The organism is Uliginosibacterium aquaticum (assembly GCF_012972705.2).
In the GTDB taxonomy this organism is placed as follows: Bacteria; Pseudomonadota; Gammaproteobacteria; order Burkholderiales; family Rhodocyclaceae; genus Uliginosibacterium; species Uliginosibacterium aquaticum.
Genome location: NZ_JABCSC020000001.1, coordinates 1,125,391 through 1,151,124, shown reverse-complemented (window position 1 = coordinate 1,151,124; position 25,734 = coordinate 1,125,391). Strand labels below are relative to the sequence as shown.

The 25,734-nt window shown below is 62.6% G+C and carries 24 protein-coding genes and 6 tRNA genes; 12 read left to right on the top strand and 18 right to left on the bottom strand.

What is annotated here, in order from left to right; all coding sequences use genetic code 11:
- Positions 1-25: 25 nt before the first annotated feature.
- Both HJ583_RS05295 and HJ583_RS05290 read right to left on the bottom strand, forming a co-directional pair.
- Positions 26-472: an SRPBCC family protein gene (locus tag HJ583_RS05295; RefSeq protein ID WP_170020929.1), complete on the bottom strand. Its 447-nt coding sequence runs from the start codon at positions 470-472 to the stop codon at positions 26-28.
- Between the two features lie 77 nt (positions 473-549).
- On the bottom strand, positions 550-888 hold the full coding sequence (locus tag HJ583_RS05290; RefSeq protein ID WP_170020928.1) for an ArsR/SmtB family transcription factor: 339 nt from the start codon (positions 886-888) through the stop codon (positions 550-552).
- A 336-nt stretch (positions 889-1,224) separates the two neighbouring features.
- On the opposite strand from HJ583_RS05290, the gene HJ583_RS05285 reads away from it, so the two are divergent.
- The gene (locus HJ583_RS05285; protein WP_170020927.1) at positions 1,225-1,863 is read left to right on the top strand and encodes an RpiB/LacA/LacB family sugar-phosphate isomerase; all 639 of its coding nucleotides are present in this window, start codon (positions 1,225-1,227) and stop codon (positions 1,861-1,863) included.
- A 68-nt stretch (positions 1,864-1,931) separates the two neighbouring features.
- The gene (locus tag HJ583_RS05280) at positions 1,932-2,333 is read left to right on the top strand and encodes an ACT domain-containing protein (RefSeq protein ID WP_235943700.1); all 402 of its coding nucleotides are present in this window, start codon (positions 1,932-1,934) and stop codon (positions 2,331-2,333) included.
- A 68-nt stretch (positions 2,334-2,401) separates the two neighbouring features.
- Here the strand turns inward: HJ583_RS05280 and argG are convergent, their stop codons facing one another.
- The 4 genes from argG to HJ583_RS05260 all read right to left on the bottom strand — a co-directional run bounded on the left by argG (position 2,402) and on the right by HJ583_RS05260 (position 6,269).
- A complete protein-coding gene (argG, locus tag HJ583_RS05275) occupies positions 2,402-3,787 on the bottom strand; it encodes an argininosuccinate synthase (protein ID WP_217423261.1) in 1,386 nt (461 codons plus the stop codon).
- Positions 3,788-3,927: 140 nt separating this feature from the next.
- Complete coding sequence (locus tag HJ583_RS05270) at positions 3,928-4,215, bottom strand: DUF3861 domain-containing protein (RefSeq protein WP_101941194.1); 288 nt, start codon at positions 4,213-4,215, stop codon at positions 3,928-3,930.
- 26 nt (positions 4,216-4,241) lie between these two features.
- Positions 4,242-4,799 carry a PadR family transcriptional regulator gene (locus tag HJ583_RS05265; RefSeq protein WP_101941195.1) on the bottom strand — a complete coding sequence of 186 codons (558 nt, stop codon included), beginning with the start codon at positions 4,797-4,799 and terminating at the stop codon, positions 4,242-4,244.
- Between the two features lie 198 nt (positions 4,800-4,997).
- Positions 4,998-6,269, bottom strand: a complete 1,272-nt coding sequence (locus HJ583_RS05260; protein ID WP_101941196.1) for a right-handed parallel beta-helix repeat-containing protein — start codon at positions 6,267-6,269, stop codon at positions 4,998-5,000.
- A 465-nt stretch (positions 6,270-6,734) separates the two neighbouring features.
- Here HJ583_RS05260 and HJ583_RS05255 point away from each other — a divergent pair, with 465 nt between their 5' ends.
- Positions 6,735-8,075, top strand: coding sequence for a pectate lyase family protein (locus HJ583_RS05255; RefSeq protein WP_101941197.1), 1,341 nt, complete (start codon positions 6,735-6,737; stop codon positions 8,073-8,075).
- Between the two features lie 65 nt (positions 8,076-8,140).
- On the opposite strand, the gene HJ583_RS05250 is transcribed toward HJ583_RS05255, so the two are convergent.
- Complete coding sequence (locus tag HJ583_RS05250) at positions 8,141-8,380, bottom strand: DUF2789 domain-containing protein (RefSeq protein WP_101941662.1); 240 nt, start codon at positions 8,378-8,380, stop codon at positions 8,141-8,143.
- Positions 8,381-8,459: 79 nt separating this feature from the next.
- Between HJ583_RS05250 and HJ583_RS05245 the strand changes: the two genes are divergently transcribed.
- The 5 genes from HJ583_RS05245 (at position 8,460) to HJ583_RS05225 (ending at position 15,761) form a co-directional block, all read left to right on the top strand.
- Positions 8,460-9,251: a ferritin-like domain-containing protein gene (locus tag HJ583_RS05245; protein ID WP_170020926.1), complete on the top strand. Its 792-nt coding sequence runs from the start codon at positions 8,460-8,462 to the stop codon at positions 9,249-9,251.
- Positions 9,252-9,380: 129 nt separating this feature from the next.
- Positions 9,381-10,274, top strand: a complete 894-nt coding sequence (locus tag HJ583_RS05240) for a dioxygenase family protein (protein ID WP_217423260.1) — start codon at positions 9,381-9,383, stop codon at positions 10,272-10,274.
- Between the two features lie 100 nt (positions 10,275-10,374).
- A complete protein-coding gene (locus HJ583_RS05235) occupies positions 10,375-12,024 on the top strand; it encodes a fatty acid--CoA ligase (protein WP_170020924.1) in 1,650 nt (549 codons plus the stop codon).
- Between the two features lie 637 nt (positions 12,025-12,661).
- A complete protein-coding gene (locus tag HJ583_RS05230; protein ID WP_170020923.1) occupies positions 12,662-15,313 on the top strand; it encodes a pectinesterase family protein in 2,652 nt (883 codons plus the stop codon).
- Between the two features lie 130 nt (positions 15,314-15,443).
- Positions 15,444-15,761: a 4a-hydroxytetrahydrobiopterin dehydratase gene (locus HJ583_RS05225; RefSeq protein WP_170020922.1), complete on the top strand. Its 318-nt coding sequence runs from the start codon at positions 15,444-15,446 to the stop codon at positions 15,759-15,761.
- A gap of 54 nt (positions 15,762-15,815) precedes the next feature.
- On the opposite strand, the gene HJ583_RS05220 is transcribed toward HJ583_RS05225, so the two are convergent.
- The gene (locus tag HJ583_RS05220) at positions 15,816-15,971 is read right to left on the bottom strand and encodes a hypothetical protein (protein ID WP_158239144.1); all 156 of its coding nucleotides are present in this window, start codon (positions 15,969-15,971) and stop codon (positions 15,816-15,818) included.
- A gap of 335 nt (positions 15,972-16,306) precedes the next feature.
- On the opposite strand from HJ583_RS05220, the gene HJ583_RS05215 reads away from it, so the two are divergent.
- Together HJ583_RS05215 and HJ583_RS05210 are read left to right on the top strand one after the other, a co-directional pair.
- Positions 16,307-17,686: an esterase-like activity of phytase family protein gene (locus tag HJ583_RS05215; RefSeq protein ID WP_170020921.1), complete on the top strand. Its 1,380-nt coding sequence runs from the start codon at positions 16,307-16,309 to the stop codon at positions 17,684-17,686.
- Positions 17,687-17,756: 70 nt separating this feature from the next.
- On the top strand, positions 17,757-18,896 hold the full coding sequence (locus HJ583_RS05210; RefSeq protein ID WP_170020920.1) for a glycerophosphodiester phosphodiesterase: 1,140 nt from the start codon (positions 17,757-17,759) through the stop codon (positions 18,894-18,896).
- A gap of 73 nt (positions 18,897-18,969) precedes the next feature.
- Here HJ583_RS05210 and HJ583_RS05205 read toward each other — a convergent pair whose 3' ends face one another.
- The 3 genes from HJ583_RS05205 to HJ583_RS05195 all read right to left on the bottom strand — a co-directional run bounded on the left by HJ583_RS05205 (position 18,970) and on the right by HJ583_RS05195 (position 22,445).
- A complete protein-coding gene (locus tag HJ583_RS05205) occupies positions 18,970-20,610 on the bottom strand; it encodes a cellulase family glycosylhydrolase (protein WP_170020919.1) in 1,641 nt (546 codons plus the stop codon).
- Between the two features lie 201 nt (positions 20,611-20,811).
- Positions 20,812-22,155 (bottom strand): GTPase HflX, encoded by a 1,344-nt coding sequence (hflX, locus tag HJ583_RS05200; RefSeq protein ID WP_170020918.1) that lies wholly within the window; start codon positions 22,153-22,155, stop codon positions 20,812-20,814.
- A gap of 119 nt (positions 22,156-22,274) precedes the next feature.
- Positions 22,275-22,445, bottom strand: a complete 171-nt coding sequence (locus HJ583_RS05195) for a hypothetical protein (RefSeq protein ID WP_158239145.1) — start codon at positions 22,443-22,445, stop codon at positions 22,275-22,277.
- Between HJ583_RS05195 and HJ583_RS05190 the strand changes: the two genes are divergently transcribed.
- Together HJ583_RS05190 and HJ583_RS05185 are read left to right on the top strand one after the other, a co-directional pair.
- Complete coding sequence (locus HJ583_RS05190; protein ID WP_170020917.1) at positions 22,444-22,683, top strand: hypothetical protein; 240 nt, start codon at positions 22,444-22,446, stop codon at positions 22,681-22,683. The two genes, HJ583_RS05195 and HJ583_RS05190, sit on opposite strands and share 2 nt — an antisense overlap.
- Before the next feature lie 103 nt (positions 22,684-22,786).
- Positions 22,787-23,362: a DUF3568 family protein gene (locus tag HJ583_RS05185; protein ID WP_170020916.1), complete on the top strand. Its 576-nt coding sequence runs from the start codon at positions 22,787-22,789 to the stop codon at positions 23,360-23,362.
- Positions 23,363-23,503: 141 nt separating this feature from the next.
- Here the strand turns inward: HJ583_RS05185 and HJ583_RS05180 are convergent.
- The 7 genes from HJ583_RS05180 to HJ583_RS05150 form a co-directional block, all read right to left on the bottom strand.
- Positions 23,504-23,580: transfer RNA gene (locus tag HJ583_RS05180), tRNA-Asp, on the bottom strand.
- Between the two features lie 67 nt (positions 23,581-23,647).
- Positions 23,648-23,723, bottom strand: a tRNA-Glu gene (locus HJ583_RS05175).
- A gap of 37 nt (positions 23,724-23,760) precedes the next feature.
- A tRNA-Ala gene (locus tag HJ583_RS05170) sits at positions 23,761-23,836 on the bottom strand.
- A 44-nt stretch (positions 23,837-23,880) separates the two neighbouring features.
- Positions 23,881-23,957 (bottom strand) — tRNA-Asp (locus HJ583_RS05165).
- A gap of 69 nt (positions 23,958-24,026) precedes the next feature.
- Positions 24,027-24,102: transfer RNA gene (locus tag HJ583_RS05160), tRNA-Glu, on the bottom strand.
- 26 nt (positions 24,103-24,128) lie between these two features.
- Positions 24,129-24,204: transfer RNA gene (locus HJ583_RS05155), tRNA-Ala, on the bottom strand.
- A gap of 115 nt (positions 24,205-24,319) precedes the next feature.
- Positions 24,320-25,732 carry an FAD-binding oxidoreductase gene (locus tag HJ583_RS05150; RefSeq protein WP_170020915.1) on the bottom strand — a complete coding sequence of 471 codons (1,413 nt, stop codon included), beginning with the start codon at positions 25,730-25,732 and terminating at the stop codon, positions 24,320-24,322.
- Between the last annotated feature and the right edge of the window lie 2 nt (positions 25,733-25,734).

The following is a 25,734-nucleotide window of genomic DNA, read 5'->3' as shown; positions in this document are numbered from 1 at the left end:
GATCAGAGAGCCTGCCTGAGGGGGCTTACTCCTTGATGTCAGGCTCGACCAGGTTGGCCAGCTGCGCCAGCGACTCCTGCCAGCCCAGGTAGCACATCTCCACCGGAATCACAGCCGGAATGCCTTCCTGCACGATCTGCAGCTCGGTGCCACATACCACAGGCTTCAGCACCACCGAGACCCGGAGCTCGCCGGGCAGGTTCGGATCATCGAACTGGTCGGTGTAGCGGATCAGCTCGCCCGGAATCAGCTCCAGGTACTCGCCTCCGAAGCTGTGTGCCTGCCCGTTCGTGAAGTTCTCGAAGGACATCCGGAAACGGCCGCCGACGCGCGCATCCATCTGCTCCACCCTGCACACGAAACCATAGGGCGGCAGCCATTTGGCCAGCGCCTCGGCGCTGAGGAAGGCGCGGTAGATCTTCTCGGGCGTGGTGCGCAACACGCGATGCAGGCGAACGGTTCCTGTGCTCATGGTTTGTTTCTCTCTCTGTTGATGGACCAGATCGGTCGGGCGCCGGTTCATGCCGACTACTTTTGTGGGATGAGGTTTCAGGTGCGGGTCTGGCCCGCCTGCAGATCATGCAGATAGTCTTCCAGCCGATCCAGGCGCTGCTCCCAGAACTGCCGGTAATGCTCGATCCAGCCGGCCACTTCCTGCAACGGAGCAGCCTCCAGCCGGCAGGGTCGCCACTGCGCCTGGCGCCCCTGGGTGACCAGCCCTGCCCGCTGCAACACCTTCAGATGCTTGGTGACCGCCGGCAGACTCATTTCGAAGGGCTCAGCCAGCTCCGACACACTGGTCTCCCCCAGCGCCAGGCGCGCCAGGATGGCACGCCGCGTCGGGTCTGCCAGGGCGGCAAAGGTGGTGCTCAGATCATCGCGAGGCATGGTGCTCAGAATATTATTTAACCGTTTGGTAAATTAGTTGCCGTAGTGAAGCCTGTCAAGCACGCCAAGGGCACGGCACATCCGGCCTGAAAATGAGCCGCACGAAGCCTTCAACGAAACTGACCCAGCCCAAGCCCCGGCGCTTCTTTGCCTACGCAAGGGGAATTTCCGCGCGCTCGGGTTTGCATTTGGGGCGGCTCGCGTTTACCCTAGGGCGTTTCGCCGCGCCTCTGGCGGGCGGGTCTTCGGCAGCACGCCGACAGCCCTGCCGAAGAGGCTCAGCATCTTTTCGCAACCGACGCCCAGCGTCGATATTTAGACATCAAGGGACACTCCATGAAGATCGCTCTCATCATCGAAAACAGCCAAGCCGCGAAGTCCGAGATCGTTCACAACGCACTCAAGACCGTCGCTGAGCCCCTGGGCCACAACGTGCATCACTACGGCATGTACACCCCGGAAGACAAGGCTTCGCTCACCTACGTGATGAACGGCATCCTGGCCGGCATCCTGCTGAACTCCAAGGCTGCCGATTTCGTGGTGACCGGCTGCGGCACCGGCATGGGCGCCATGCTGGCCTGTAACTCGATGCCCGGCGTGTTCTGCGGCCTGGTGATCGACCCGACCGACGCTTTCCTGTTCGGCCAGATCAACGACGGCAACGCCATCTCCATGCCCTACGCCAAGGGCTTCGGCTGGGCTGCCGAGCTGAACCTGCAAGATTGCTACCGCAAGCTCTTCGACGGCGAACGTGGCCTGGGCTACCCCAAGGAACGCGCTGCCATCATGGCCAAGAACCGCGGCATCCTGCGCGACGTGAAGGCTGCGTCCACCAAGAGCTTCGTGGACGCACTGAAGGCCATCGACCAAGACCTGCTGAAGGCCGCCATTGCTGGCGAGAAGTTCCAGGAACTGTTCTTCGCCAACGCGCAAGACCAGGAAATCGTGGCTTACATCAAGAGCATTCTGGCCTGATCGAAGCTCCGGCTTCCAGCCTGAAAAAAGCCCGCGTCATGCGGGCTTTTTCTTTTGGAGAACCCCGCATGGTGCACACCGCAAAGATGAAGACCCAGACCCTGCGCCAGCTCGGCGGCGACTATGCGGTCGCACGACTCGCTGCAGATTTGCCCATCCCCGACTGGGCGGATGGCGAAGGCTTCGTCTCGATCAGCCGCACGGACGAGGAGCTGTCGATCACCTGTCTCGCAGCGCGTGTGCCTGCAGACGTGCAAAGCTCCGGCCCCTGGCGCTGCTTCAAGCTGCAAGGGCCTTTTGCGTTTGATGAGTACGGCATCCTGCTGGCGATCGTGCGGCCCTTGTCGGAAGCCGGCCTCGGGGTGTACGTGGTGTCCAGCTACGACACGGACCACCTTCTGCTGCTGCAATCAGTCGCCGAGCGAGGTATTGAATTGCTCGAAGCGGCTGGCCACCGTGTGCTGCGCTAAGACGAGGAAAGCCCCAATGAAAAAGCCCGCTTCAAGCGGGCTTTTTCATTGGGAGCGAGCGTGATCGCTTACTTCTTCTCTTCTCCGCCCGTCAGCAGCGGGATGCTGCCTTCGGATTGCGCGCCGAGCAGGCCGGAGCGCGAGTAGATGCCGAGCTTCTGGCGCGTATCCGAAATATCCAGATTGCGCATGGTCAGCTGCCCGATGCGGTCGGCCGGGGTGAAGGCGGCGTCTTCAACCTTCTCCATCGACAGGCGCTCAGGCGCGTAGGTAAGGTTCGGGCTCTCGGTGTTCATGATCGAGTAGTCGTTGCCACGACGCAGTTCAATCGTGACTTCGCCGGTGATGGCGCGCGCCACCCAGCGCTGGGCGGTTTCGCGCAGCATCAGACATTGCGGGTCGAACCAGCGGCCTTGGTACAGCAGACGGCCGAGCTTCATGCCGTTCATGCGGTACTGCTCGATGGTGTCTTCGTTGTGGATGCCAGTCACCAGGCGCTCGTAAGCAATGTGCAGCAGGGCCATGCCGGGGGCTTCGTAGATGCCGCGGCTCTTGGCTTCAATGATGCGGTTTTCGATCTGGTCGCACATGCCGAGGCCGTGACGGCCGCCGATGATGTTGGCTTCGTTGAACAGATCGACGGCACTGGCGAAGGTCTGGCCGTTCAGTGCGACCGGCACGCCTTCTTCAAAGCGCACCGTCACGGTTTCGGGCTTGATCACCACATCATCGCGCCAGAAGGCGACGCCCATGATGGGCTTGACGATGTGCATGCCGGCATTCAGGAATTCCAGATCCTTGGCTTCGTGCGTGGCACCGAGCATGTTGGAATCGGTGGAATACGCCTTCTCGACGCTCATCTTGTAGTCGAAGCCATTGGCGATGAGGTATTCGCTCATTTCCTTGCGGCCGCCCAGCTCGTCGATGAACTGCTGGTCCAGCCAGGGCTTGTAGATCTTCAGCGCCGGATTGGCCAGCAGGCCGTAGCGATAGAAACGCTCGATGTCGTTGCCCTTGTAGGTGCTGCCGTCACCCCAGATGTTGACGCCGTCTTCCTTCATTGCCACAACCAGCGCGGTGCCGGTCACGGCACGGCCCAGCGGGGTGGTGTTGAAGTAGGTGGCGCCGCCGCTCTTGATGTGGAAGGCGCCGCACTGGATGGCGGCAATGCCCTCGGCCACCAGCTGCGGGCGGCAATCGATCAGGCGGGCGATCTCGGCGCCGTAGGCCTTGGCCTTGCGCGGAATCTCTTCGTAGTCGCTCTCGTCCGGCTGGCCGAGGTTGGCGGTGTAGGCACAGGGCACGGCACCCTTGCCGCGCATCCAGTGGACGGCAGCGCTGGTGTCGAGGCCGCCGGAAAAGGCGATGCCGACACGTTCGCCGGCGGGAATCTTCTGGAGGATGGTTGCGGTCACGTCAGACGTCTCGGACAGGAAATCAAGTGAAGCGCGCATTGTAACGCGTGCCTGCCGTCCGCGTCTGGCAAGGCTGAGCCCGCTGCGCCTGCCGCTTGCGGGGATCGCCCGCCGAACCGGGCGGTGCACAAGCCTGCTCCGGCACCAGCCAGCCATGCAGGCTGGGCGCCATCCACGGGTCAGCCCCCCGACTTGAGCTTCTTGATGAAGGCGCCGATGCCCTGGGACAGCTCGCTGTAGAGCGGGTCGTTGCGATGCTCCAGCACGATTTCGCCGAGCAACTTGAGGCCTACCGCCATGGCGGCCGCATCGTCGGCGGACAAAGTGCCGCGCTGGCGCGAGCGCTCGACGATGGCAAAGATGTCGTCATGGCAGCGCGCCACGAAACTCAGCGGAGCGCGCTCCGGCAAACTGCTGCCTTCCTGCGGCAATTGCTCAAGGGTGACACGGTAGTGATGCTTTCTCATGCTGTTTCTCCTGTCTGCGCCAGCACTCAGCTGCGCTCGATTTCCTGGGCCGCATGATCAATGGCGGCGGTGATCCTGGCGGTGGCTTCAGCATCCAGCTCGCCCTTCGCAAGACGCAGATGAAGCGCCATTTTGAAGTTGTGAATGGCACGCTGCAGCTCGGGTGAGCGACGGGCATCCGCCACCGAGCCCGCCGCAGCCAGACGAGCGCGGATGCGCTCCAGTGTTTCACGCTCGGCTTCGAGCAGCACGGCGCCCTCGGCAGTAATGGCGTACTTCTTCTTGCCACCGTGTTCGCTGACACTGGCCTGCCCGAGCTCTTCGAGCAAGGTCAGGGTGGGATAGATCACGCCGGGGCTCGGCGCGTAATCGCCACCGGCCAGCTCCTCGATGGCCTTGATGAGTTCGTAACCATGCCGCGGCTGCTCCTGCAGCAGGCTCAGCACCAGCAGCTTCAGATGCCCGTGCTCGAACATCCGCTTGCCCATGCCGCCGCCCCTGAATTCGCGTCCCTCGCCCATCGGGCCGCCCCGATGATGTTTTCCGTGTGGATGGCCACCATGGCCATGATGCATGCCTCGCATGTCGTGCTCCTGTGTCTTGTTACATCGGCGTCCGGATGAACGCCATGAACAAAAGATATATCTAAGAATTACTCTTATCAAGAACAAAGATATATCTTTACATTCGAACAACACGCCAGCGGCGGGCAAAAAAAAACACGCCGGCTTGCGGCGTGCTTGCTGTGCTACCAGGGCGCGCGATCGCACCGCCGGGCCGGCTTACTGGCGCTCGAAAGCCCCCAGGTCCGGGGCCGTGCCCAGATAGGAAAGGCCTACGTTCACGCCTTTGTTGATCATCTTGCTGGAAGACGAGAGGCGGAACAGGTTGTTGCTCGGCAGACTGCCATCCGCATTGCGCGCGGCAGTGGCGAGGCTGGTGTCGAGGCTGGCGAAATCCGAGCTGCTGGCGGCCAGGCTGTTCCAGGTGTTGTTGCTCGAAGTGGCGTTGGCGATGCTGTCCGCACTGGTCCCCGAGAGCGAGATGTTGTTCTTGAAGATGTGCTTGGAGCCCGAAGCGACCGGCTGGCCGAAGCCGTAGTTGATGCCGTTCTTGTAGGACGTGTTGTTGTAGAGCGTGACGCTGCCGGTGTTGCTGTTCTGGTCAAAGCCTTTCTTGACGTTACCGAAGGCCACCGACTGGGTGATCACATTGTTCTGGGCGACGCTGTTGCCACCAAGCTTGAAGCCGTTGCCGTTACCGACAAAACCGCCGTAACCCCAGATATCGACGCCATTCTTGAAGGCCCAGCTCTTGGAAATGATGACCTTCTGGGTGCTGTCGAAGGTATCGAAGCCATCGTCGGAGTTATTCCAGGCACGGCAGCCGTAGAAGGCATTGCCAGGGCCTTGGGTCTGCTTGGACGCGAAGCCGTCAGCCATGCCACCCAGTTTCTTCGGATCGTAGTTCTCGTAGGAATCGGTATTGATGACCGTGGTATAGGAGCCGCCCTTGTTGATCTCCAGCCCGCTGTTGCGGTTGTTGTAGAAAGCGGCGTTCTCGAAGGTGTTGTAGGCGCCGGTGACGTAGGCGCCCTGGTAGCCGGCGCGGGTCACGGCGATGCCCTTGAAATACCAGTAGCTGCCGGTCACATAAAAGCCGTAGGAGCTATCGACATAGGTATTGGCGGGGAAGGAGAAGTCGATCACCGCGCGGCCGCAATTGGCGGCCACCATGTAGATCTTCGCAGCGGAGGTGCCGGACTTCGACAGGGTGATGGTGTTTTTGGCCCCGGCGGTATAGGCGATGCTGTAGGTGCCGGGCTGGAGCAGGATCATCTGCCCTGCACTCACCTTCGAAAGCGCTGTGGCAAAGCTCATCGGCGCCGAAAAGCTGGTGCCGGCGCCACTGCTGGAGGCGCTCGGCGTCACGTAATACACCTTGGATGCCGTGAGGTTGCTGGTTTCTGTGCCGCAGCCGGTCACGGTCTGGGCATGGGCGTGGGTCATCGCGAGCAAGGCAGCGGTGCCGCCAAGCAGAAGTTTGCTGAACATGTTTTGTCTCCAATTTGTTTTGATGGCTGCGGCAGAACCGCAGCATTACCACCATCGTTGCAGGCTCCGGGCTTGCGCCCGGACCGGGCAGTAACTGTTACAAACTAATCTCCGGGCGGGATCAGCGTCAAGCGCGTCCGGCGGAGATTTCCGCAGGCCGTGACGCAGTTCCGGAGCGAATCGGGCGCAGGAAGCGCCAGCCAGCCCCGGCTCCGCTCAAGGCTTGCCGCACAGCCAGCACTGCGATGCACGGCCAGGCGGCCGTCACAAAACACCATAAACACCAAAATCATCACCCAAACCCTCGGGAGGCTTCCACTCGTCGCCTGTCGGTCGAGGCGACGACACTTGTTCTTGCTTTGAGGATCCCGGCCAACCATCTTGATCAGGCATACGCATTCCGCATATGCCGAGCAGCCTTCAGATGCTGCAAGTCATGGAGACACTTCAAAGGAGTCAGGAATCATGTTCAAGCGATTGGTTTCCGGGGTGGTGCTTGCACTACTCGCGAGCGGCGCGCTGGCAGCGAACCGGCCGGCGGGCTTCACCACGATCTGTAACGAGGGCAAGACCTGCAGTGTGGCCAGCAACACCCAGGTAGCTTTTGGCCGTGCCGACCAGTTTTTCTACAAGACGCTGAGTGGCACTTTCCTGTGCGCCGAGGCCACCTTCGGCGGTCGTGTTGCTGGCGGCACCAATGAATGTTCGATGGCGGCCGGCAGCGCCTCGTCGAGCAGCGTAGCGGCGTCTTCCGCGGCGTCATCAGCCGCCTCATCGAAGGCTTCGTCGGCCGCCTCCAGCTCAGCCCGATCCAGCGTAGCATCCAGTGCAGCCTCCAGCGCGGTGGCCAGCAGTGCTGCGGCATCAAGCGTGGCAGTGGACCCGACGCTGAATGCCGTCGATGGTTTCGCTGCCGCGCCGGCCTTCGGCCTCGCGACGACGACCGGTGGTGCCGGTGGGCGGGCGGTAAAGGTGAGCAACCTGACCGATCTGAAGGCGCTGACGGACAGCAACGAGAAGCTGATCATCCTGATCAACGGGGTGATCGACATGCAGGGCATGGTGCCGCTGCGCTCGGACAAGACTGTGGTCGGCCTGCCCGGTGCGAAGCTGATCAATGGCGGCTTCGAGATCTACAAGCGTCAGAACATCATCATCCGTAACGTGTTCTTCCAGGGAGCACCGGACGACACCCTGAAGATCAACCAGAACACCCACCACGTGTGGGTGGATCACTGCACGTTCTCGGACGGCGACGTGTATCCGGACGGCCTCGAACATGACGGGCTCTTCGACATCACCCGCCAGACCTCCCACATCACGATCAGCTACAGCCACTTCAAGAACCACAGCAAGACCATGCTGATCGGCCACAGCGATGGCGCCAGCACGGATACCGGCTACCTGAAAACCTCGATCCATCACAACTGGTTCCAGACCGATCAGCGCCACCCGCGCGTGCGCTTCGGCGAGGTGCACGTCTATAACAATTTCTACGATGGCAACAAGCTCTATGGCATCGCATCGACCATGGAGGCAGACGTGGTGGTGGAAGGCAATTACTTCCGCAATGTGCTCTATCCGGCTTACGTGGGCTATGCCGAATCCGGCCCGGGCGATCTGGTTCAGCGCAACAATGTGCTGGAGAACTCGGGCAGCCTGCAGACGCGTGGCAGCGCTTTCGATCCGGCGAGCTACTACAGCTACGCGGTGGAAAATCCGGCTGGCATTCCGGTCAAGGTCATGTCTGCCGCGGGCGTGGACAAGATTGATCCGTGGAAGGCCGCAGGCGTAGCGCCCTTCTGATTCCGTCTCCGCCGCAGAACCAGGCCGGATGCCCAGCATCCGGCCTTTTTCATGCAAGCAGCGGCCTAGGCATGCCCGCGCAGGCGCGCATCAAGCTGGTCGATCACGCCCGCCCAGTCCGCATCCACACACACCTCGTTACGCAGCATCTCGCGTTGCGAGGGCGACCAGAAGGAGGCCTCGGCCAGCCGGGCGTCGCCTCGCAGCGGGCCATGCGCGGCAATGAAGGCGTTGATGGCCGCGTCATCCGCAGCCAGGCCCAGTTGCGCAAACAGCGCGTTCATCGAATGGACGGGAGCTTCCATGCTGACCTCCTTGCGGGCTTGAGAATTCATTCTAGGCCCCAGACGCTCCGGCAAACGCGCTGCAACGTAAAATGCCGCCATGTCCGAACTGCGCCAGCTGGCCCTCGCCACCCTCGCCATCGCCTCGCCCGACGCGAAATGCGCAGCCCTGAGGGCCATCGCGCCAGACTGCGCGCTCGATACCTCCGCCCTGCTCCAGCCCGCCACGCTGCTGCCTGGCCGCGAGGCGCGTCCGCAGCTGGTGATGCCGCGTGATGTGCCACAGCGCGCACTCTCCACGCTGGCCGGCCGTGCAGCCCTGATCCACGCACTGGCGCATATCGAGTTGAACGCGGTAAATCTGGCGCTGGATATCGTGTGGCGCTTTGCCGGCATGCCCCCGGCCTTCTATCGCGACTGGCTCGGCGTGGCGCGCGAAGAGGCCGACCACTTCGAGCTGCTGCGTGCGCATCTGGCCAGCCTGGGTCACGCCTATGGCGACTTTCCGGCCCACAACGGCCTCTGGGAAATGGCGGCCAAAACCAGTGACAGCCTGCTTGCCCGCCTCGCCCTCGTCCCCCGCATGTTGGAAGCGCGCGGGCTGGACGTTTCCCCCGCCATCCGCGCCAAGCTGATTGGCGCCGGGGATGTGCGCGGGGCAGAGATTCTCGATGTGATCCTGCGCGACGAGATCGGCCATGTCGCCATCGGCAACCGCTGGTTCAAGCATCTGTGTGAAGCCGCCGGGCGCGATCCGCTCGAAGCCTTCGCAAGCCTGGCGCGCAACTATTCCGCAAACCTGCCGCGCGGCCCTTTCAATCTGGAGGCGCGCCGCGCTGCCGGTTTCAGCGAGGCGGAGCTGATCGCCCTGCAGCAGGCTCACCGCTCCTGAATCAAGGCCCTCCGGCCATCGGCCAGACACAGGCTTTGACCTGGCTTTAAACGCTTTAACAGCTCGTGATGCGAGGATCTCCGGCAATGCGGCAACGACCGCATGCCCAACACACCCAAGGAGAGCCTCATGGACAAGTCTTTTGCCGACCTGCCACCGGACCTGCGCCGCCGCCTGCTGCTCGAAGGCCTCAGCGGCTTCGGTCTGATCACCCTGCTGCAGGCTTGCGGTGGCGGCGCCAGCAACACCAGCGCTGCCAGCAGTTCAGCTGGCGCAAGCTCGGCCAGCACCGCTTCAAGTGTCAGTGGCGGCGTGGCCACAAGCAGCGCTTCGGCATCGAGCGCGCGCAGCAGTTCGGCCAGTTCCGGCAACAGCGCCTGCTCGAACATACCGGGCGAAACGGCAGGCCCCTATCCCGCGGATGGCACCAACAGCAACAGCAGCGGTCTGGTGAATGTCCTGACCCAGAGCGGCATCGTGCGCAGCGATATCCGCGCGAGCTTTGGCAGCGCCAGCGGCGTGGCTGCCGGCGTGCCGCTCACCCTCGTGCTGACGCTCACCAACACCGCCTGCACGCCCCTGGCTGGCTACGCCGTCTATCTGTGGCACTGCAATCGCGATGGCAACTACTCGCTGTACTCAACTGGCATCACGGCTGAAAACTATCTGCGCGGGGTGCAGGTCAGCGACGCCAACGGCGAAGTCCGCTTCACCAGCATCTTCCCCGGCTGCTACAGCGGGCGCTGGCCACATATCCACTTCGAGGTGTATGCCTCCCTAGCCTCCGCCGTGAGCGGCAACAATGATCTGAAAACCTCCCAGCTTGCCCTGCCCGCCTCCAGCTGCGCCACGGTATATGGCTCGGCCAGTGGCTACGCCAGCAGCCAGGCCAATCTGGCGGCCATCTCACTGAGCACCGACAACGTGTTCAGCGACGATGGCGCCGCGCTGCAGATGGCGAGCCTGAGCGGCGATCTAGCCACGGGCTACACGGCCAGCCTGCGCGTGAGCATCACCGCCTGAGCAGGCTGTACTGCCTGGTACAGGATGCGGTGAGCAGCGTTAAGATGCGCGTCCGTACGGAGCGAGACGCTCCGTCATACCTATAAACGGAGACATCTTCATGCCGGTCAAACTGATCCAGTCGACGCCGTCTGCCTACACTTATCCGCTGCTGATCAAGCAGTTGCTGCACACCCCGCTGGCCACGGCGCCGGATCAAGAGATCAGCTATCGCGGCGGTCTGCGCTACAGCTATCGGGAGTTCCGTCAGCGCCTCGGACGCCTGGCCAATACACTCAGCGCACTGGGCGTGGAAGCCGGCCAGACCGTGGCAGTCATGGACTGGGACAGCCACCGCTATCTCGAGTGCTTCTTCGCCGTACCGATGATGGGGGCGATCCTGCAGACCGTGAACGTGCGCCTCTCGGCCGAGCAGATCCTCTACACCCTGAACCACGCAGAGGCGGATGTGGTACTGGTGAACGAGGAGTTCTTCCCGCTGCTCGCCTCGATCGCCCCCCGCCTCAAGCGGGTGCGGCATTTCGTGCTGATCAGCGATGAGGCGGCCCCCAAGGCAGCGCCGGTCACCCTCGCCGGCGAATACGAAGCCCTGCTCGGCGCGGCGGCGGCCGACTACGACTTCCCGGATTTCGACGAGAACGCGCAAGCCACCGTGTTCTACACCACCGGCACCACCGGCGAGCCCAAGGGTGTTTACTTCAGCCATCGCCAGCTCGTGCTGCACACCCTGTCGCTGGCCAGCGCGCTGGGCACCGCGCCGGGCCAGGGGCGGATGCATCGTGAAGACGTGTACATGCCGATCACGCCGATGTTCCATGTGCATGCCTGGGGCTTTCCGTATCTGGCGACAATGCTGGGACTGCGTCAGGTGTATCCGGGCAAGTACATGCCGGACAGCCTGCTGCGCCTGATCCGCGAGGAAAAAGTCACTTACTCGCATTGCGTACCGACCATCCTGCACATGCTGCTGACCCATCCACACACCGCCGAGGTAGATTTCTCCGGCTGGAAAGTCGTGATCGGTGGCTCCGCCCTGCCGCAGGCCCAGGCCATTGCGGCCATGAAGCGCGGCATCGATCTGTTCACCGGTTATGGCATGTCCGAAACCTGCCCGGTGCTGACCCTGGCCAACCTCAACAGCGCCGATCTGGAGCTCGCCACCGAGGCACAGGCCACCTTGCGCGCCAAGACCGGCCGGCCGATGCCGCTGGTTGATCTGCGCGTGGTGGATCCACACATGGCGGAGCTGGCGCACGATGGTGCCGCCACCGGCGAAGTCGTCGTGCGTACGCCCTGGCTCACTCAAGGCTACCTGCGCGCGCCGGAAGCCTCCGAACACCTGTGGGATGGCGGTTATCTCCACACCCAGGACATTGGCCACATCGACGCCCGCGGCTTCCTCAAGATCACCGACCGCATCAAGGACGTGATCAAGACGGCCGGCGAATGGACCTCCTCACTGGCGCTGGAGGACGTGGTCGGCAAGCACGAAGCCGTGCATGAAGTGGCCGTGATCGGTGTGCCGGACGAAAAGTGGGGTGAACGCCCGCTGGCCCTGGTGGTGCTGAAGCCGGATTTCGACGGCAAGGTGACGGAGCACACGATCCGCAACTTCTCGGCCCACCTGATCGAAGCCACCGGCATCTCGCGCCACGGCGTGCTGCTTCAGGTGCAATTCGTACAGGCGCTCGCCAAGACTAGTGTCGGCAAGATCAACAAGCGCGCCATGCGTGAGGAACGCCTGGGCTGAACGCCCTGCGTGCGGACGTAGCCGCGCTTCAGGCGCTCTGCGGAGTCAATCAGACGCTTCTGGCACACCGCCTGCCGGAGCGCTGATCGTCGCCGGGCCATGCACCGGTTAAGACTCCGCCGCCCCAGCCAGCGCTGCACAAACCATCCCCCACCAGACCGGCACCTTGCCGGTCTGGCCCCCCCCCCCGCGCGGCTTCAATCCCCCATACCCCACACGCCACAGAGCGGGAGACTTGTCTGCCCATCGACAGGCGCTGCGTTTGCACAAAAGCAACAGACTTTAAAAAACCAGACGGTTACCGAAAACATTTAAATTGTTTTCGGTAACATATCTCCCCAGAAGCTGCTCAAGCAGCCATATCCAGTTTCATCTGCCGGCCGGGTCTTCTACCGCAGGCAGATCCGGGGACCCGAGCAAGATCCGGCAGCCCTTTGCGCCTTCTGGCGCCCTCCCCTGAACGCAATGGCCACACCGACCCCGACACCTCTGCACGCTGCGCAGAGCCTGTCTCCGGTGTGGGGAAGTTCGATGTCCGCAGGCCTTGTCGTCAGATTCTGGCGCCATGCAGCGGGCAGGCAGGTGGCCGGGCTCACTCACAGGTGGGTCCGGGGTATGTAAAACAAGAGGAGACAAAATGAACATGATCAAGCAATGCGGCAGCCTTGCCGCAACAACGCTGCTCTGCGCGCTGGTGCTGTCCGCCTGCGGCGGCGGTGGCAGCTCCGGCTCATCGGAAACAGGCGGCTCGGCAAACAGCACTTCGAGCGCAGGCACGTCAGCCAGCACATCCAGTGCGGCCACCAACAGCAGCGCCAGTTCCAATGCGGCCTCCAGCACGGCAACCAGCGCCAGCTCGGTGGCCAACGCCCAGACCTGCCCGGCCACCAGCAGCAATCTGTACTTCTGCGATGATTTCCAGGCCGGCAACACGGATAACTGGGATCTGACACCCAACACTGGCGGCGCCTTCAGCGTGGAAGACACTACCGACTTTGCCGGCGCCACGACCAAGGCCCTCAAATACACCGCAGGCGGCACGGCCAGCAACACCGTGATCGCCCTGATCAAGGATGCCGTGTGGACGGCCAAGCTTGGCAACAAGGCGGACTACTACGTCGAGGCCCGCATCAAGCCCCTCACCAACGGCACCACCGGCAACAAGCAGCTCTACATGCTCGGTCGCTACACAGCCAGCAACAACTGGTACCTGGGCGGCCTCAACGTGCAGAACAGCACCGGCAGCACCCAGGTTGAAGCCGGTTACATGAAGGCTGGCACCATCACCCGCGCCGTGCAGACCAAGCGCGCGATCAGCCAGGACAGCAACTGGTACAAGGTGCGCCTGGAAATCTCAGGCAGCACCATCACCGTCTACATGGATGGCGAAAACCTCGGCACGACGACCGACGCGACCTTCACCAGCGGCAAGATCGGCCTGTTCACCAACAACAAGTCCTTCTTCATCGACGACATCAAGGTGGGCAATCCGGCCGACAAGCCGGTGCTGTTCTCGATCAGCCCGGCAGCAACCACGTATGCGGCCGATGCGGGTGACAGCCCCTACACGATCACCGTGAATGCGGCCAAGAGCGATGGCACGACTGCGGACGACTTCAGCGTGGTGTCCGACAAACCCGGCGTCGTCAGCGTGAGCAAGGGCGCCACCACCGGCACCAGCACGACCGTCACCCTGACGCCGCTGACCGCCGGCACGGCGAACATCACCTTCACCAGCGGTTCGGACAGCACGCTGATCAAGAAGATCGCCGCCACCATCGCCCCGCAGTACGTGGACTCCACCGCCACCTACTCGCTGAGCGCCAGCCAGGTCTATCCGGCCCCGGCAGCCACCACCGCCTACACCGACGACAATCTGAAGCTGACTTTCGATTCCGCCCCGACCCTGGGCAGCGCCGGCACCATCCGCATCTTCAAGAGTGATGGCACCTTGGTCGACCGCATCAATCTGAGCGGCGAAAGCGACAGCATCGGCGTCTCCGGCAGCAACCGGCGCGGCGTGGCCACCACCCCGATCCAGATCAGTGGCAACACGGTGACCATCACGCCCCACAGCGGCAAGCTGGCCTACGGCACGAGCTACTACGTGGGCATCTCCAGCACCGCCTTCAGCGGCGCCACCCTCAACGGCAAGGCCTTCGCCGGCATCGGCAAGGCCGCAGGCTGGAGCTTCACCACCAAATCGACGGCACCGGCCGCCACGCTCACCACCATCACGGTGGACGATGACGGCAGCAGCGCTGACTACCGCAGCGTGCAGGGCGCCCTGAACCATGTGATGACCAACAGCAGCGTCAGCAACCCGGTCATCGCGGTGAAGAACGGCACCTATAACGAGCTGCTGTATCTCTACAACCGTGCGGGCGTCACCATCCAGGGCGAAAGCCGCTCCGGCGTGGTCCTGCAGTACAACAACTACGAAACCCTGAACTCGGGCAGCGGCACCAGCGCCACCGGCGCGCCGACCTCGGGTGGCGGCCGTGCCGTGTTCTTCGCGGAAAACAGCGATCTGCTCACGCTCGATACGCTGACCCTGAAGAGCACCCACACCCGCGCCAGCACCTACTCGAACCAGGCCGAAGTCATCTTCTTCAAATCAAGCACCGCCACGCTGACCAGCGGCCACCGCCTGATCGCCAAGAACGCTGACTTCTACAGCGAGCAGGACACGCTGCAACTGCAGGGCTACACCTGGTTCTACAACACCAAGGTGTCCGGCAATGTGGACTTCATCTGGGGCAACAACTACGCGTCGCTGTTCGAAAACAGCACGATCGAAATGATCGGCGACTCGCAGTACCCCGCCAGCAACGCCAGCTATGCCAACGGCACGGGGGGCTACATCCTGCAGGCCCGCACCTACTCCGGCGGCAAGGGCTTCGTGTTCCTGAACAGCTCGCTGACCTACGCTGACGGCCCCGCCGGCGTGAAGGTGGCTACCGGCAGCAATGCCTCCAGCTACCTGGCCCGCGCAGCCGCAGGCACCTGGGTGGACAACATCGCCTTCGTGAGCTGCAAGATGGATACCCACATCATCCCGCTGGGCTGGGCTGCCAATGTTTCCGGCAATCCTGCACCGAACCCGGCGACGGCCACCGCCAGCACCGGCTGGCGCGAGTACGGCAGCATGGACATGAGCGGCAATCCGCTCACTGTCTCGGGCCGCTCGAGCAACAGCCTGCAACTCACCGCCACGGATCTCGGCACCGCCGGCCTCGGCGATCGCAACGCGGTGTTCAGCGCCATAGGCTGGACGCCGACCCCGTAAGGCGTCGCGCCCCGGCAATGAAAAAAGGATGGCTCCGGCCATCCTTTTTTTACGTTTGCTCACCTCACGGCAACTGATTTGCGCGCCGGCGTCGGCTAGGCTGGAAGCAACCCGCCCCGAGGAGAAGTCCATGCGCCCCCCCCTGCTTGATGATGATGCCGTCCAGGCCTCACTGATTGCGTTGAACACGCACAATGAACACCCTTGGCAAGTGCAGGAAGGCAAGCTCGCGAAGACCTTCCGCTTTCACGATTTCCGCGCGGCCTTTGGCTTCATGAGCCGCGTCGCGGAGGCTGCCGAGGCGCTGGATCACCACCCGGAATGGCGCAACGTGTACAACCGTGTGCAGGTCGCACTCACCACCCACGATGCGGGCGGCATCACAGAACTGGATTTCCGTCTGGCGCAGGCTATGGAAGCCGCGCTGGCGCAGGGCGCGCCAGAATAAAAAGCTGGCAGAGTGCCTCTGCCAGCCAATCCTCGAACGCGACTCCGGTCTGCTTTACCAGAGCACGCTGCGGAACTCGTCAGCCCAGCGCCCGGCGCCGAACTGGGTGCTCTCCAGATGGGTCTCGTCCAGATACTCCTGGCGCTCGATTTCAACATCCGCCATGAAATCAGCAGCATCCACATAGCCATGGTTTTCTTCAGTGCTCATGATCATCTCCCTGCCTGAAAACGTTGTGCCATCACCCGGAAGCCAGCCAGCTTCCATCTGAAGCCCAGCAAAAGACGTTCCCGGTTTTTGCAGCGCAACATCCATCCCGCCGGAAAGCCGCCTGCGGCAAGGAGCAGAAAATCTTCTTATGCGGATCCGACACCCGGCACGCTAGGAAATCACCTTCCTGCAGGCGCCGGCGAGGTGCATGAAATGCAGTCGTAGTGCTTGATCGGTGCGCAGGATTCACCACCCCGCAATCCTCCCGTAGCGCCCCTGTCATCGCCCTGCGACAGAGTGTCGGGTTTTCCATCCGCAAGCCTAGAGGATCATCGATGCATCACGTCCATAAACAACTGATCGCCGCATTGCTCGCCGCCTGGAGCGGCCTTGCCGGCGCGCAACAAGCCGTCACCGCAGAGCTCGCCGGTCATGCCAGCCTGCCCTTCAACACCGTGACCCAGGCGCCGAAAGCCGCCGGCCCACTGTTCGCCACCGCCGGCAAGTTCGCCAATAACGAGCGCACCCGCAAGGATCAACTCGGCACGGAGCGGACCAATACCTTCGTGGGCGACCCGAAGGCGCCGCGCGCCTCGGGCGGAGCCCTGCCGATCAAGGGTCAGGCCATTCAGGGTTTCTCCGGCATCGTGGCACTGGACCGTGAGCATTTCCTGGCCCTCACCGACAATGGCTTCGGCAACAAGATCAATTCACAAGATGCCCTGCTGATGGTGCATCGCCTCAAGGTGGACTGGGCAAGCGGCAAGAGCCGGGTCGAGCAGACCATCTTCCTGCACGATCCGGATCGCAAGCTGCCCTTCTTCATCCTCAACGAGAACAGCAAGGAGCGTTACCTGACCGGCGCCGATCTGGATGTGGAGTCCATCCAGGTCGTCGGCAAGGAATGGTGGATCGGCGACGAATTCGGCCCCTACGTGCTGCGCGTTACGCCGCAAGGCCGCGTGCTGGGCGTGATCGAAACCGTTGTCAATGGCAAGGCCTACCGCTCGCCAGACCACTATCTGAATGGCCGCGTCGGCAACCTGCCCTCCGATGGCGTACCCGGCTGGCAAGTGCGCCGCTCGGGCGGTTTCGAGCCGATGGCTCAATCCCCCGATGGCAAGACGCTCTACCCGATGTTCGAGTGGCCGCTCTACGATGCCGCCACCAAGGCCTTCGAACAGGCGGACGGCAAACCCTACACCCATATCCTCGAACTCGATGTAGCCAGCCAGCGCTACACCGGCCGCGAATGGAAGTACCGCTTCGAAGAAGCCGGTAATGTGGCTGCAGACTTCCAGTTGCTGGACGCCGGCAGTGGCCTCGTGATCGAACGCGATGACGCCAGCGAAGGCGCCGGCCCCGGCTGCCCGGCCGAGCCGCTGCGCACCGATTGCTTCACCCGCCCGGCCCGCTTCAAGCGCATCTACAAGATCGATCTGGCCAATCCGGATGCCGACGGCTTTGTGCGCAAGATCGCCTATATCGATCTGACCCGCATCGCCAACCCGCAGCGCCGGGCAAAACTGGGGCCCAATGAAGACAACTTCGTGCTGCCGCATCTCGGGCCGGAGGGACTCACGATCGTCGACCGCCATCACATTGTGGTCGTGAACGACAACAACTTCCCCTACTCCTCAGGCCGCCAGATCGGCAAGCCGGATGACAACGAGCTGACCCTGCTCGATATCCGTGCGCTGGTCGACGCCCGCTGAGCGCCTGTCCGACCCTGCCTCTCCGGTGGCAGGGTCGGCCGCCTCCCCATCCGAATTCACGAGGATTACCATGCAGCCATCCTTCCTCCTGCCCCTGATCGCCATGAGCCTGAGCCTCGCTGCCTGCGCCACCGACAGCCCCCGCCTTGGCCGCGCGCCTGACGCGCAGCCACTCGTGATTGCCCACCGCGGCGCCAGCGCCCATCGCCCCGAACACACCCTCGCCGCCTATCAGCTGGCCATCGAACAAGGTGCCGACGTGATCGAGCCGGATCTGGTGATCACCCGTGACGGCGTGCTGGTGGCCCGCCACGAGAACGAGATCGGTGGCACCACCGATGTCGCCCGCCATCCGGAATTCGCCCACCGCAAAACGCGCAAGGAAATCGATGGTCTCCCGGTGGAAGGCTGGTTCACCGAGGACTTCACACTCGCCGAGCTCAAGAGCCTGCGCGCCCGCGAGCGCATTCCGGCCAATCGCCCAGCCAATACCGCCTTCGACGGCCAGTTCGAGATCCCGACCCTCGACGAAGTGATCGCCCTGGTCAAGACCCATAAACAGAAGACCGGCCAGCGCATTGCGATCTACCCTGAAACCAAGCACCCAAGTTACTTCCGCCAGCTCGGCCTGCCACTCGAAGAGCCACTGGTGGCCACCCTGCATGCGGCCGGCTGGCGCGGCAAGCAGGCACCGGTCTTCATCCAGAGCTTCGAAGTGGGCAACCTCAAGCGCCTGCGCGGCATGACCGATCTGCCCCTGGTGCAACTGCTCGACAACCCGGCCAACGCGCCGGCCGCCAATGGCACGCCGCGCAACAAGCCGTGGGATTTCATCGCCAGCCAAGATCCGCGCAGCTACGCCGATCTTGCCACTGCAGCCGGCCTGCGCGAGATCGCCCGCTACGCCGACGGCGTTGGGCCGTACAAGGAAATCGTGATCCCACGAACCGCCGACAACCACCTCGGGCAGCCCGGCAGCTTCGTGGCCGACGCCCATGCCGCCGGGCTGGCAATCCACATCTGGACCCTGCGCCCGGAAAACCCCTTCCTGCCCGTCGAGTTTCGCCAGGGCGAGCGCAGCTCACCCAGTACGCGCGGCGACATGGCCAGCGAAATCGCTGCCTACCTGAACGCCGGCGTGGACGGCTTCTTCAGCGACGATCCGCTGGCCGCCCGCGCCGCGGTGAAGCAATTCAGCTCCACCCGCTGAAACCGCCCACCGTGCGGTCGCCACAATGAAAAACGGCCCGCGAAGGGCCGTTTTTCCGAGCTTGGCGTCGTTGTCAGCGATTGGCGCAGAAGCCGATCGAAGTATTCACCGCCCCCGCAGCCAGGCTGCCGTTCCAGGCCATGCCCTTGAAGCTCACGGTGCTGCCGCTCTGGCTCCAGGTGGCATTCCACATCTGGCTGAGCTTTCCTTCCACGTTCATCGCGGCGCTCCAGATAACACTGCTGCTGCCGGTGTTGGTGAGACGCACGGTGGCGCAGTAGCCCGACCCCCAGTCATTGTTCACGGTGTAGCTGGCGCTGACCGAGCCGGCCCCCGCGGCGCTGGAGCTGCTCGCCGAACTCGCTGCAGAACTGGTCGCCGAGCTGCGGGCGGCCGAACTGGCGGCGGATGAAGCGGCGCTGGACGAAGCGCGCGAAGAACTGGCTGCCATTGCGCTCGACGCAGTCGCAGAGGACGCGGCGCGGGAGGAGCTGGCCGCACTACTGACGCTGCTGCTGGAGGCCGCACGCGAAGACGCGGCAGCACTGGAAGCGGCGCTACTCGAGGCAGCTGCGCTGGACGAAGCACTGCTGCTCGAGGCATTCACCACCATCAGGCGCTTGAGCAGGGCCAGCTTGTCGCTGCGCACGGTCTTCCAGTCATCCTGCAGGATGCCGCCGGTGTCACCGCTGTTCGGGTTCCACGACCAGTAGAAGAAGTTGGTGATGCGGCGCTCGATCAGGTAATCGACCAGCTTGTCCTGCCAGATCTTGTCCTTGGCCTGACCCTGACCATACTTGCCGCCGAACTCACCCGGCACCACCGCGTAGTTGAGGCTGGCCGCAAAACCGAACTGGGCATCCCAGATCGCCGGCATGTTGTTCGGGAAGGCGCTGTCGCTGAAATACGGCTGCATGTAAACGTCCGGGCCATACACGTGCGGCGAGAGCACCAGGCGGTTACGCGGGATGTCCAGCGGATAGCACTTCAGCGGGGTAATGTTGCCGCCCCACCAGTAAGCGCGGTAATCCGAGCAACCATCATTGGCGCTGATGCCTTCGACGAACATCAGCCAGTCCGGCGCCACAGCCAGCACGGCCTTGGCTGCACGCTCGGCGGCCTTGTTCCAGTCCGTGGCGGCCTTGCTGTTGCCCCAGCTTGCCGCTCCATGCGGCTCGTTCTTCAGATCCAGGCCAATCACGCCGGCGACGCTCTTGTAACGATCAGCCACGAATTTGAGATCGGCGATCCACTGTGCTTCGGTGTAGCTGTCGGTGTACCACAGCTCGGAAATCGCGTTGCAGTCCGGGCGGTGATGATCCAGCAGCACATACATGCCTTCAGCCGAGAGCTGCTTCACCACCTTGTCGAGCAACTGCAGCGAGTTCAATCCGGAAAGATCCGGGTTGGCCGAATAATTGATGCTGTTGGGGGCCACGCCACGCAGGGTATTGGGGCAGAACGGCAGGCGCACAGCGTTGAAACCACTGGCCTTGATCTGGGCGATCGAGTCTTTCCAGTTGATCGTCCACAGCCCGTGCAGGGTGTAATTGGTGGTTTCGAAACCGAACCAGTTCACGCCGTTGAGGCGGATTTCCTGGCCCTGGGCATTGAGCAGGCGGCCGCTGTCGTTGACCGAATAGGCCTGTGCAGCCGCGCTCAAGGTCAATGCGGTCGTGCACAGTAGTGCAGAAAGGATGCGTCGGACTTGCATGGTGGACTCCCCGGATATTCGTGCGGCCTGGCGCAATAGCTACGCCAGCCGCCCGGATTGAATGGCGCTCGCAGCTTATGCGGGCTGCGCCGGGGAAACGCGGGTGGGCCGACAGGCGAGTGCGATGCGCCGCACCAGCGGAGTCTGCCCTGTATCCACCTGGACTCATGCCGGCCGGATAAAACCGGCCGGGCCGGCAGATCAGGCCTGCGCGATCAGGGTTCTCAACTGCTCAAGGTTTTCCGCTTCGCTGCGCACCCGGAAAATGGCTCCCTCTTCGCTGGCACTCTCTTCCAGCACTGCGCAGCTGGCATAAATGTCCTTGCGCAACTGTTGCGCAGACCAGGGCAGGAGCAGCTCGCCCTCGACCAGATCCTGCTGGAAGAAGGCCACGATGCGAGCGTGCATGCGAGCCACGTCAGCCGGATTACGCGCACTCATCACCACGCAGTCCGGATACTTTTCGCGCAAAGCGGCTGTGCAGGCGGCCTGAGCGGCTTCGTCGCCCACGAAATCGATCTTGTTGAAGACCCGGATGCGCGGTAACTCGTCCGCACCGATCTCGGCCAGCACATGGTCGGTCACTTCGAGCTGGCGCTCGAACCCGGGGTCGCTCGCGTCGATCACATGCAGCAGCAACTCCGCATCCAGCGCCTCGTCCAGCGTGGATTTGAACGAGGCCACGAGGCCATGCGGCAGATTCTTGATGAAGCCCACCGTATCGCTCACCAATACCCGCGGTACGCTCTCCGGGTAGAGGGCGCGCACGGTGGTATCGAGCGTCGCAAACAACTTGTTGGCCACCAGCACCTCACTGCCGGTCAGTGCCCGCATCAGGGTGGACTTGCCGGCATTCGTGTAGCCTACCAGGGCGACTCCGGCGAGGCCTTTGCGCTCCTGGCGGCGCGCACGCTGAGTCTTGCGTTCGGCCTCCATGGCAACAATCTCGAGCTGCAGCTCGGCGATCCGGTCGCGGATCTTGCGGCGGTCCAGTTCGGTATGCGATTCACCAGCCCCCCGCCCTCCCATGCCGCTACGCTGGCGGCCCTGCGGCCCGGCCAGCTTGGCCGCTTCACGCAGGCGCGGCGCCATGTAACCGAGCCGCGCGATCTCGACCTGTGCCTTGGCTGCCCGCGAGCGTGCATTGCGGTGGAAGATCTCGAGAATAACCATGGTGCGGTCCATCACCTCGCAGCCCACGGCCAACTCCAGGTTACGGGCCTGCGAAGGCGAAATTTCGTGATCAACCAGAAGCGCCTCGATCTCGCCCCCCTCCGGCTCGCTTAGCAGCGGTGTGCCATCGAGTTCATCAAAAGCGGCCACACCATTCACGTACTCGGCGATTTCCTGGCGCTTGCCCACCCCGAGGTAGCCTGTCTGGTCAAAACCAGCGCGCTTCTGCACAAAGCACTTCACCACCGTAAAGCCCAGCGTTTTTGCCAGCTCGCGCAGCTCCATGAGCGAAGCTTCGAACTCGACATCACTAACCTGCGGCAGTTGCACCGCAGCCATGATCGCGCGGCGGGCTTGGTCTTCCTGTTTCATGCGGGAGGGGCTTCTCTTCTAACAAATGAAGCCGGATGGTACATGGCTCTGCACCCGAAACCCGAGCCCACCAGCATTCAATGCGAAATACTCTCGCGCAGAGGCTGTGCCATGCAGACTCAAGCCAGCAGGCAGCGCAGGCTAACCCGCACTTCCGCCATCACCCGATTACGTTCGGCCACCGTCTGCGCTTCATTCAGCGCGCGGCGCACGCGCTGCTTGCTCACCTCAGAGAGCAGCGGCGAGTCATACAATTCGGCCAGCAGGCCCAGTTCCTGACGAATATTCATGTTTTCGATCCTCCTCAAGCTGCATCAATTGCAGCTAATGGATAGAAAACGTACGCAAGCGAATGTTCCACAGAATTTTCTGATCCACACTTCCGTTTCGTTGATAGGAGCCTCCGCCATCCCGAAGACTGGCGTACTCCGCTCAGGAGTGACGCAGATCGGCAGCTGCATGTACGTGCCGGTGCTTGCTGCGCATTCCAAAGGCGCCACTCCACCGGTAAAAACAACCGCTCAGTAACGTTTTATGCGCTTTCGTCAGAGCGACGCGGAACACCCTTTCACTGGCATGTGGGCTGCTCGGTGATCCTGGCACCTCATCGAAACGCCTCGCCCTCCAGATCATGAAAAACAGCCCGACCGCCCTCCGAACGCTCATCTCCAGCCTGAAGATGCCGGTCTGCCTGCTGACCCTGCTGTGCCTGAATGGTTGTGCGGCATTAGCGGTCAGCCTGGCTGGGGCTGGAGCAGGCGCTGGCCTGTCGCACCAGATGACCGGCACCGCCACGCGCACCTTCAGCGAGCCGCTCAGCAAGGTCGATAACGCCATGCAACTGGCCACGCGCAAGATGATGCTGGAGGTAGATGAGGTCAACAGCACCCTGAACGGCCAACAGACCCGTGCCCGGGTCGGAGAACTGAAGATCACGATCGGCCTGGAGACACTCTCCGGCAATCTGACCCGGGTGGACGTAGAAGCGCGCAAGGATTTCTTCCGCCTCGATTACGCCACTGCTCAGGAAATCGTGGTTCAGATCGAGCGTATCCTGGAGAACATGAACATCGCAGCGGCTGAAGCGGAGGCCGAAGCCAGCCGACGCGGCGCTCTCAACGAGGCCAAGTACAAAGCCCCGGTTCCCCAGACAAACACCCCGGGCCGCAAAACCAGCAGCACAGCAAAGCGCCGCGACTCCATCTGAGCTCTTTTTTCTCCATGCCCTAAGTGGATGGCAGGCAAAAGCAGCAGGCTCATCCGCTACATCACCAGACAGGTTCCGATGCAGTAAAGCAAAACGCCCTACAAAACCGGTTTCACGATTTTGCAGGGCGTTGCTTTTTTTTGGCGGAGTGGACGGGACTCGAACCCGCGACCCCCGGCGTGACAGGCCGGTATTCTAACCAACTGAACTACCACTCCATGAGCGCAGCCTGAACTGCACTCCTTGCTCTTGCGAATGCCGCAAACTGCAGCACCCTCGAATCTGTGGCGTCCCCACGGGGATTCGAACCCCGGTTATCGCCGTGAAAGGGCGGTGTCCTAGGCCTCTAGACGATGGGGACTTGGCCTGTGCGCAATCACTTGCGCGCTGTCGGTAAATGGTGGAGGTAAACGGGATCGAACCGATGACCTCTTGCATGCCATGCAAGCGCTCTCCCAGCTGAGCTATACCCCCGTACCGACAGGGTCCCGACCCTTCCCGAAGGAAGGCTCGAAAGTTGGCGGAGTGGACGGGACTCGAACCCGCGACCCCCGGCGTGACAGGCCGGTATTCTAACCAACTGAACTACCACTCCATGACCACAGCAGAAGCTGCAGCCTTTGAACTGCTGAACGTTGCGCGGCTATTGCAACATCCTCGAATCTGGCGTCCCCACGGGGATTCGAACCCCGGTTATCGCCGTGAAAGGGCGGTGTCCTAGGCCTCTAGACGATGGGGACCTGGTACTGCTTTTTCTTCGTTGGAGTGGTGGAGGTAAACGGGATCGAACCGATGACCTCTTGCATGCCATGCAAGCGCTCTCCCAGCTGAGCTATACCCCCGTCCAGCGAAGAAGCGAGATTCTAGACAGCGATCGGCACCTCGTCAAGACCATTTCGCGAAGTTATTTGCATGAAAGCGCATCGCCATCCAGCCGCCCGGCACGACGCGTTTCCGCTACAGAAGCTTGCCCGGATTCATCAGCCCGCGCGGATCAAAAGCGGCCTTGATGGTGCGCATCATGTCCATCTCGACTTCGCTCTTGTAGCGCAGGATTTCGTCGCGTTTGAGCTGGCCAAGACCATGCTCGGCCGAGATCGATCCGCCCAGTGCCGCCACGATGTCATGCACGATGCGATTGACCTCGGTCGTCCGGGCTACGAACGCCACATTGGCTTCGCCCCCTTGCGGCATCGAGGGGTTGTAGTGCAGATTGCCATCCCCTGCGTGCCCGAAAGCCACGATGCGCACGCCCGGGAAGGCTGCTTCCAACGCTGCATCTGCCTGTTGCAAAAAGGCCGGAATCGCGCTGACCGGCACCGACACATCGTGCTTGATGCTGATGCCGTCCTTTTTCTGCGCTTCAGAAATGTTTTCACGCAAGGCCCACAAGGCCTGAGCCTGGCTTTCCTTACCTGCCAACACGGCATCAATCACCCAGCCAGCTTCAAACGCCTCACTCAACGCAGTTTCAAGCAAAATTTCAAGCTCGGCTGCCAGATCACTATCAGCCAGCTCGACAAGTGCATACCAGGGTGCAGGTTCAGCCAGCGGACGCACGCTGCCGGGCATTTTCTGGAGCACTAACTCATGTGCTGCCGAGCAAACGATTTCGAAAGCCGTGAGGCGCTCTCCTGCGCGCTGACGCAAACTCGCCAGCAAGTGGATAGCCGCCCCGGCATCCGGCAGCGCCAGCCAGGCCACGGCACGACGGCTCTGGGAAGGAAAGAGTTTGAGCACGGCCGCGGTAATGATGCCCAGCGTGCCTTCGGAACCGATAAAAAGATGTTTGAGATCGTAGCCGGTATTGTCCTTGCGTAAGCCACGCAAACCGTTCCAGATCCGCCCGTCAGGCAGTACAACCTCAAGCCCCAGCGTCAGCTCGCGGGTGTTGCCATAGCGCAGCACCTGCACTCCGCCAGCGTTGCTGGCGAGATTGCCGGCTATCTGACAAGAACCCTCGGAGGCCAGGGACAAGGGGAACAAGCGGCCCTGCTCCGCCGCTGCAGCCTGCACAGCAGCCAGCGTACAACCGGCTTCCACCGTCAAGGTGTTATTAACAACGTCCACAGCGCGCACCCGGTTCAGGCGTGCCAACGAGATGAGGACTTCATCGCCCCCTGCATGTGGCACGCCGCCACCAACCAGGCCGGTATTGCCCCCTTGAGGCACCATGGGCACGCCAGCCGCCGCACAGGCCCGTACAACGGCAGCCACCTCATCGGTACAGCCCGGACGCACGACGCATAATGCACGCCCCTTGTAGCGCCCACGCCAGTCTTCTTCATAGGCGGCACAGTCCGGCTCCGTCGTCAGCACATTCGCCTCACCGACGATGGACCGCAACGCTGCCAGAAATGCCTGCGTCACGG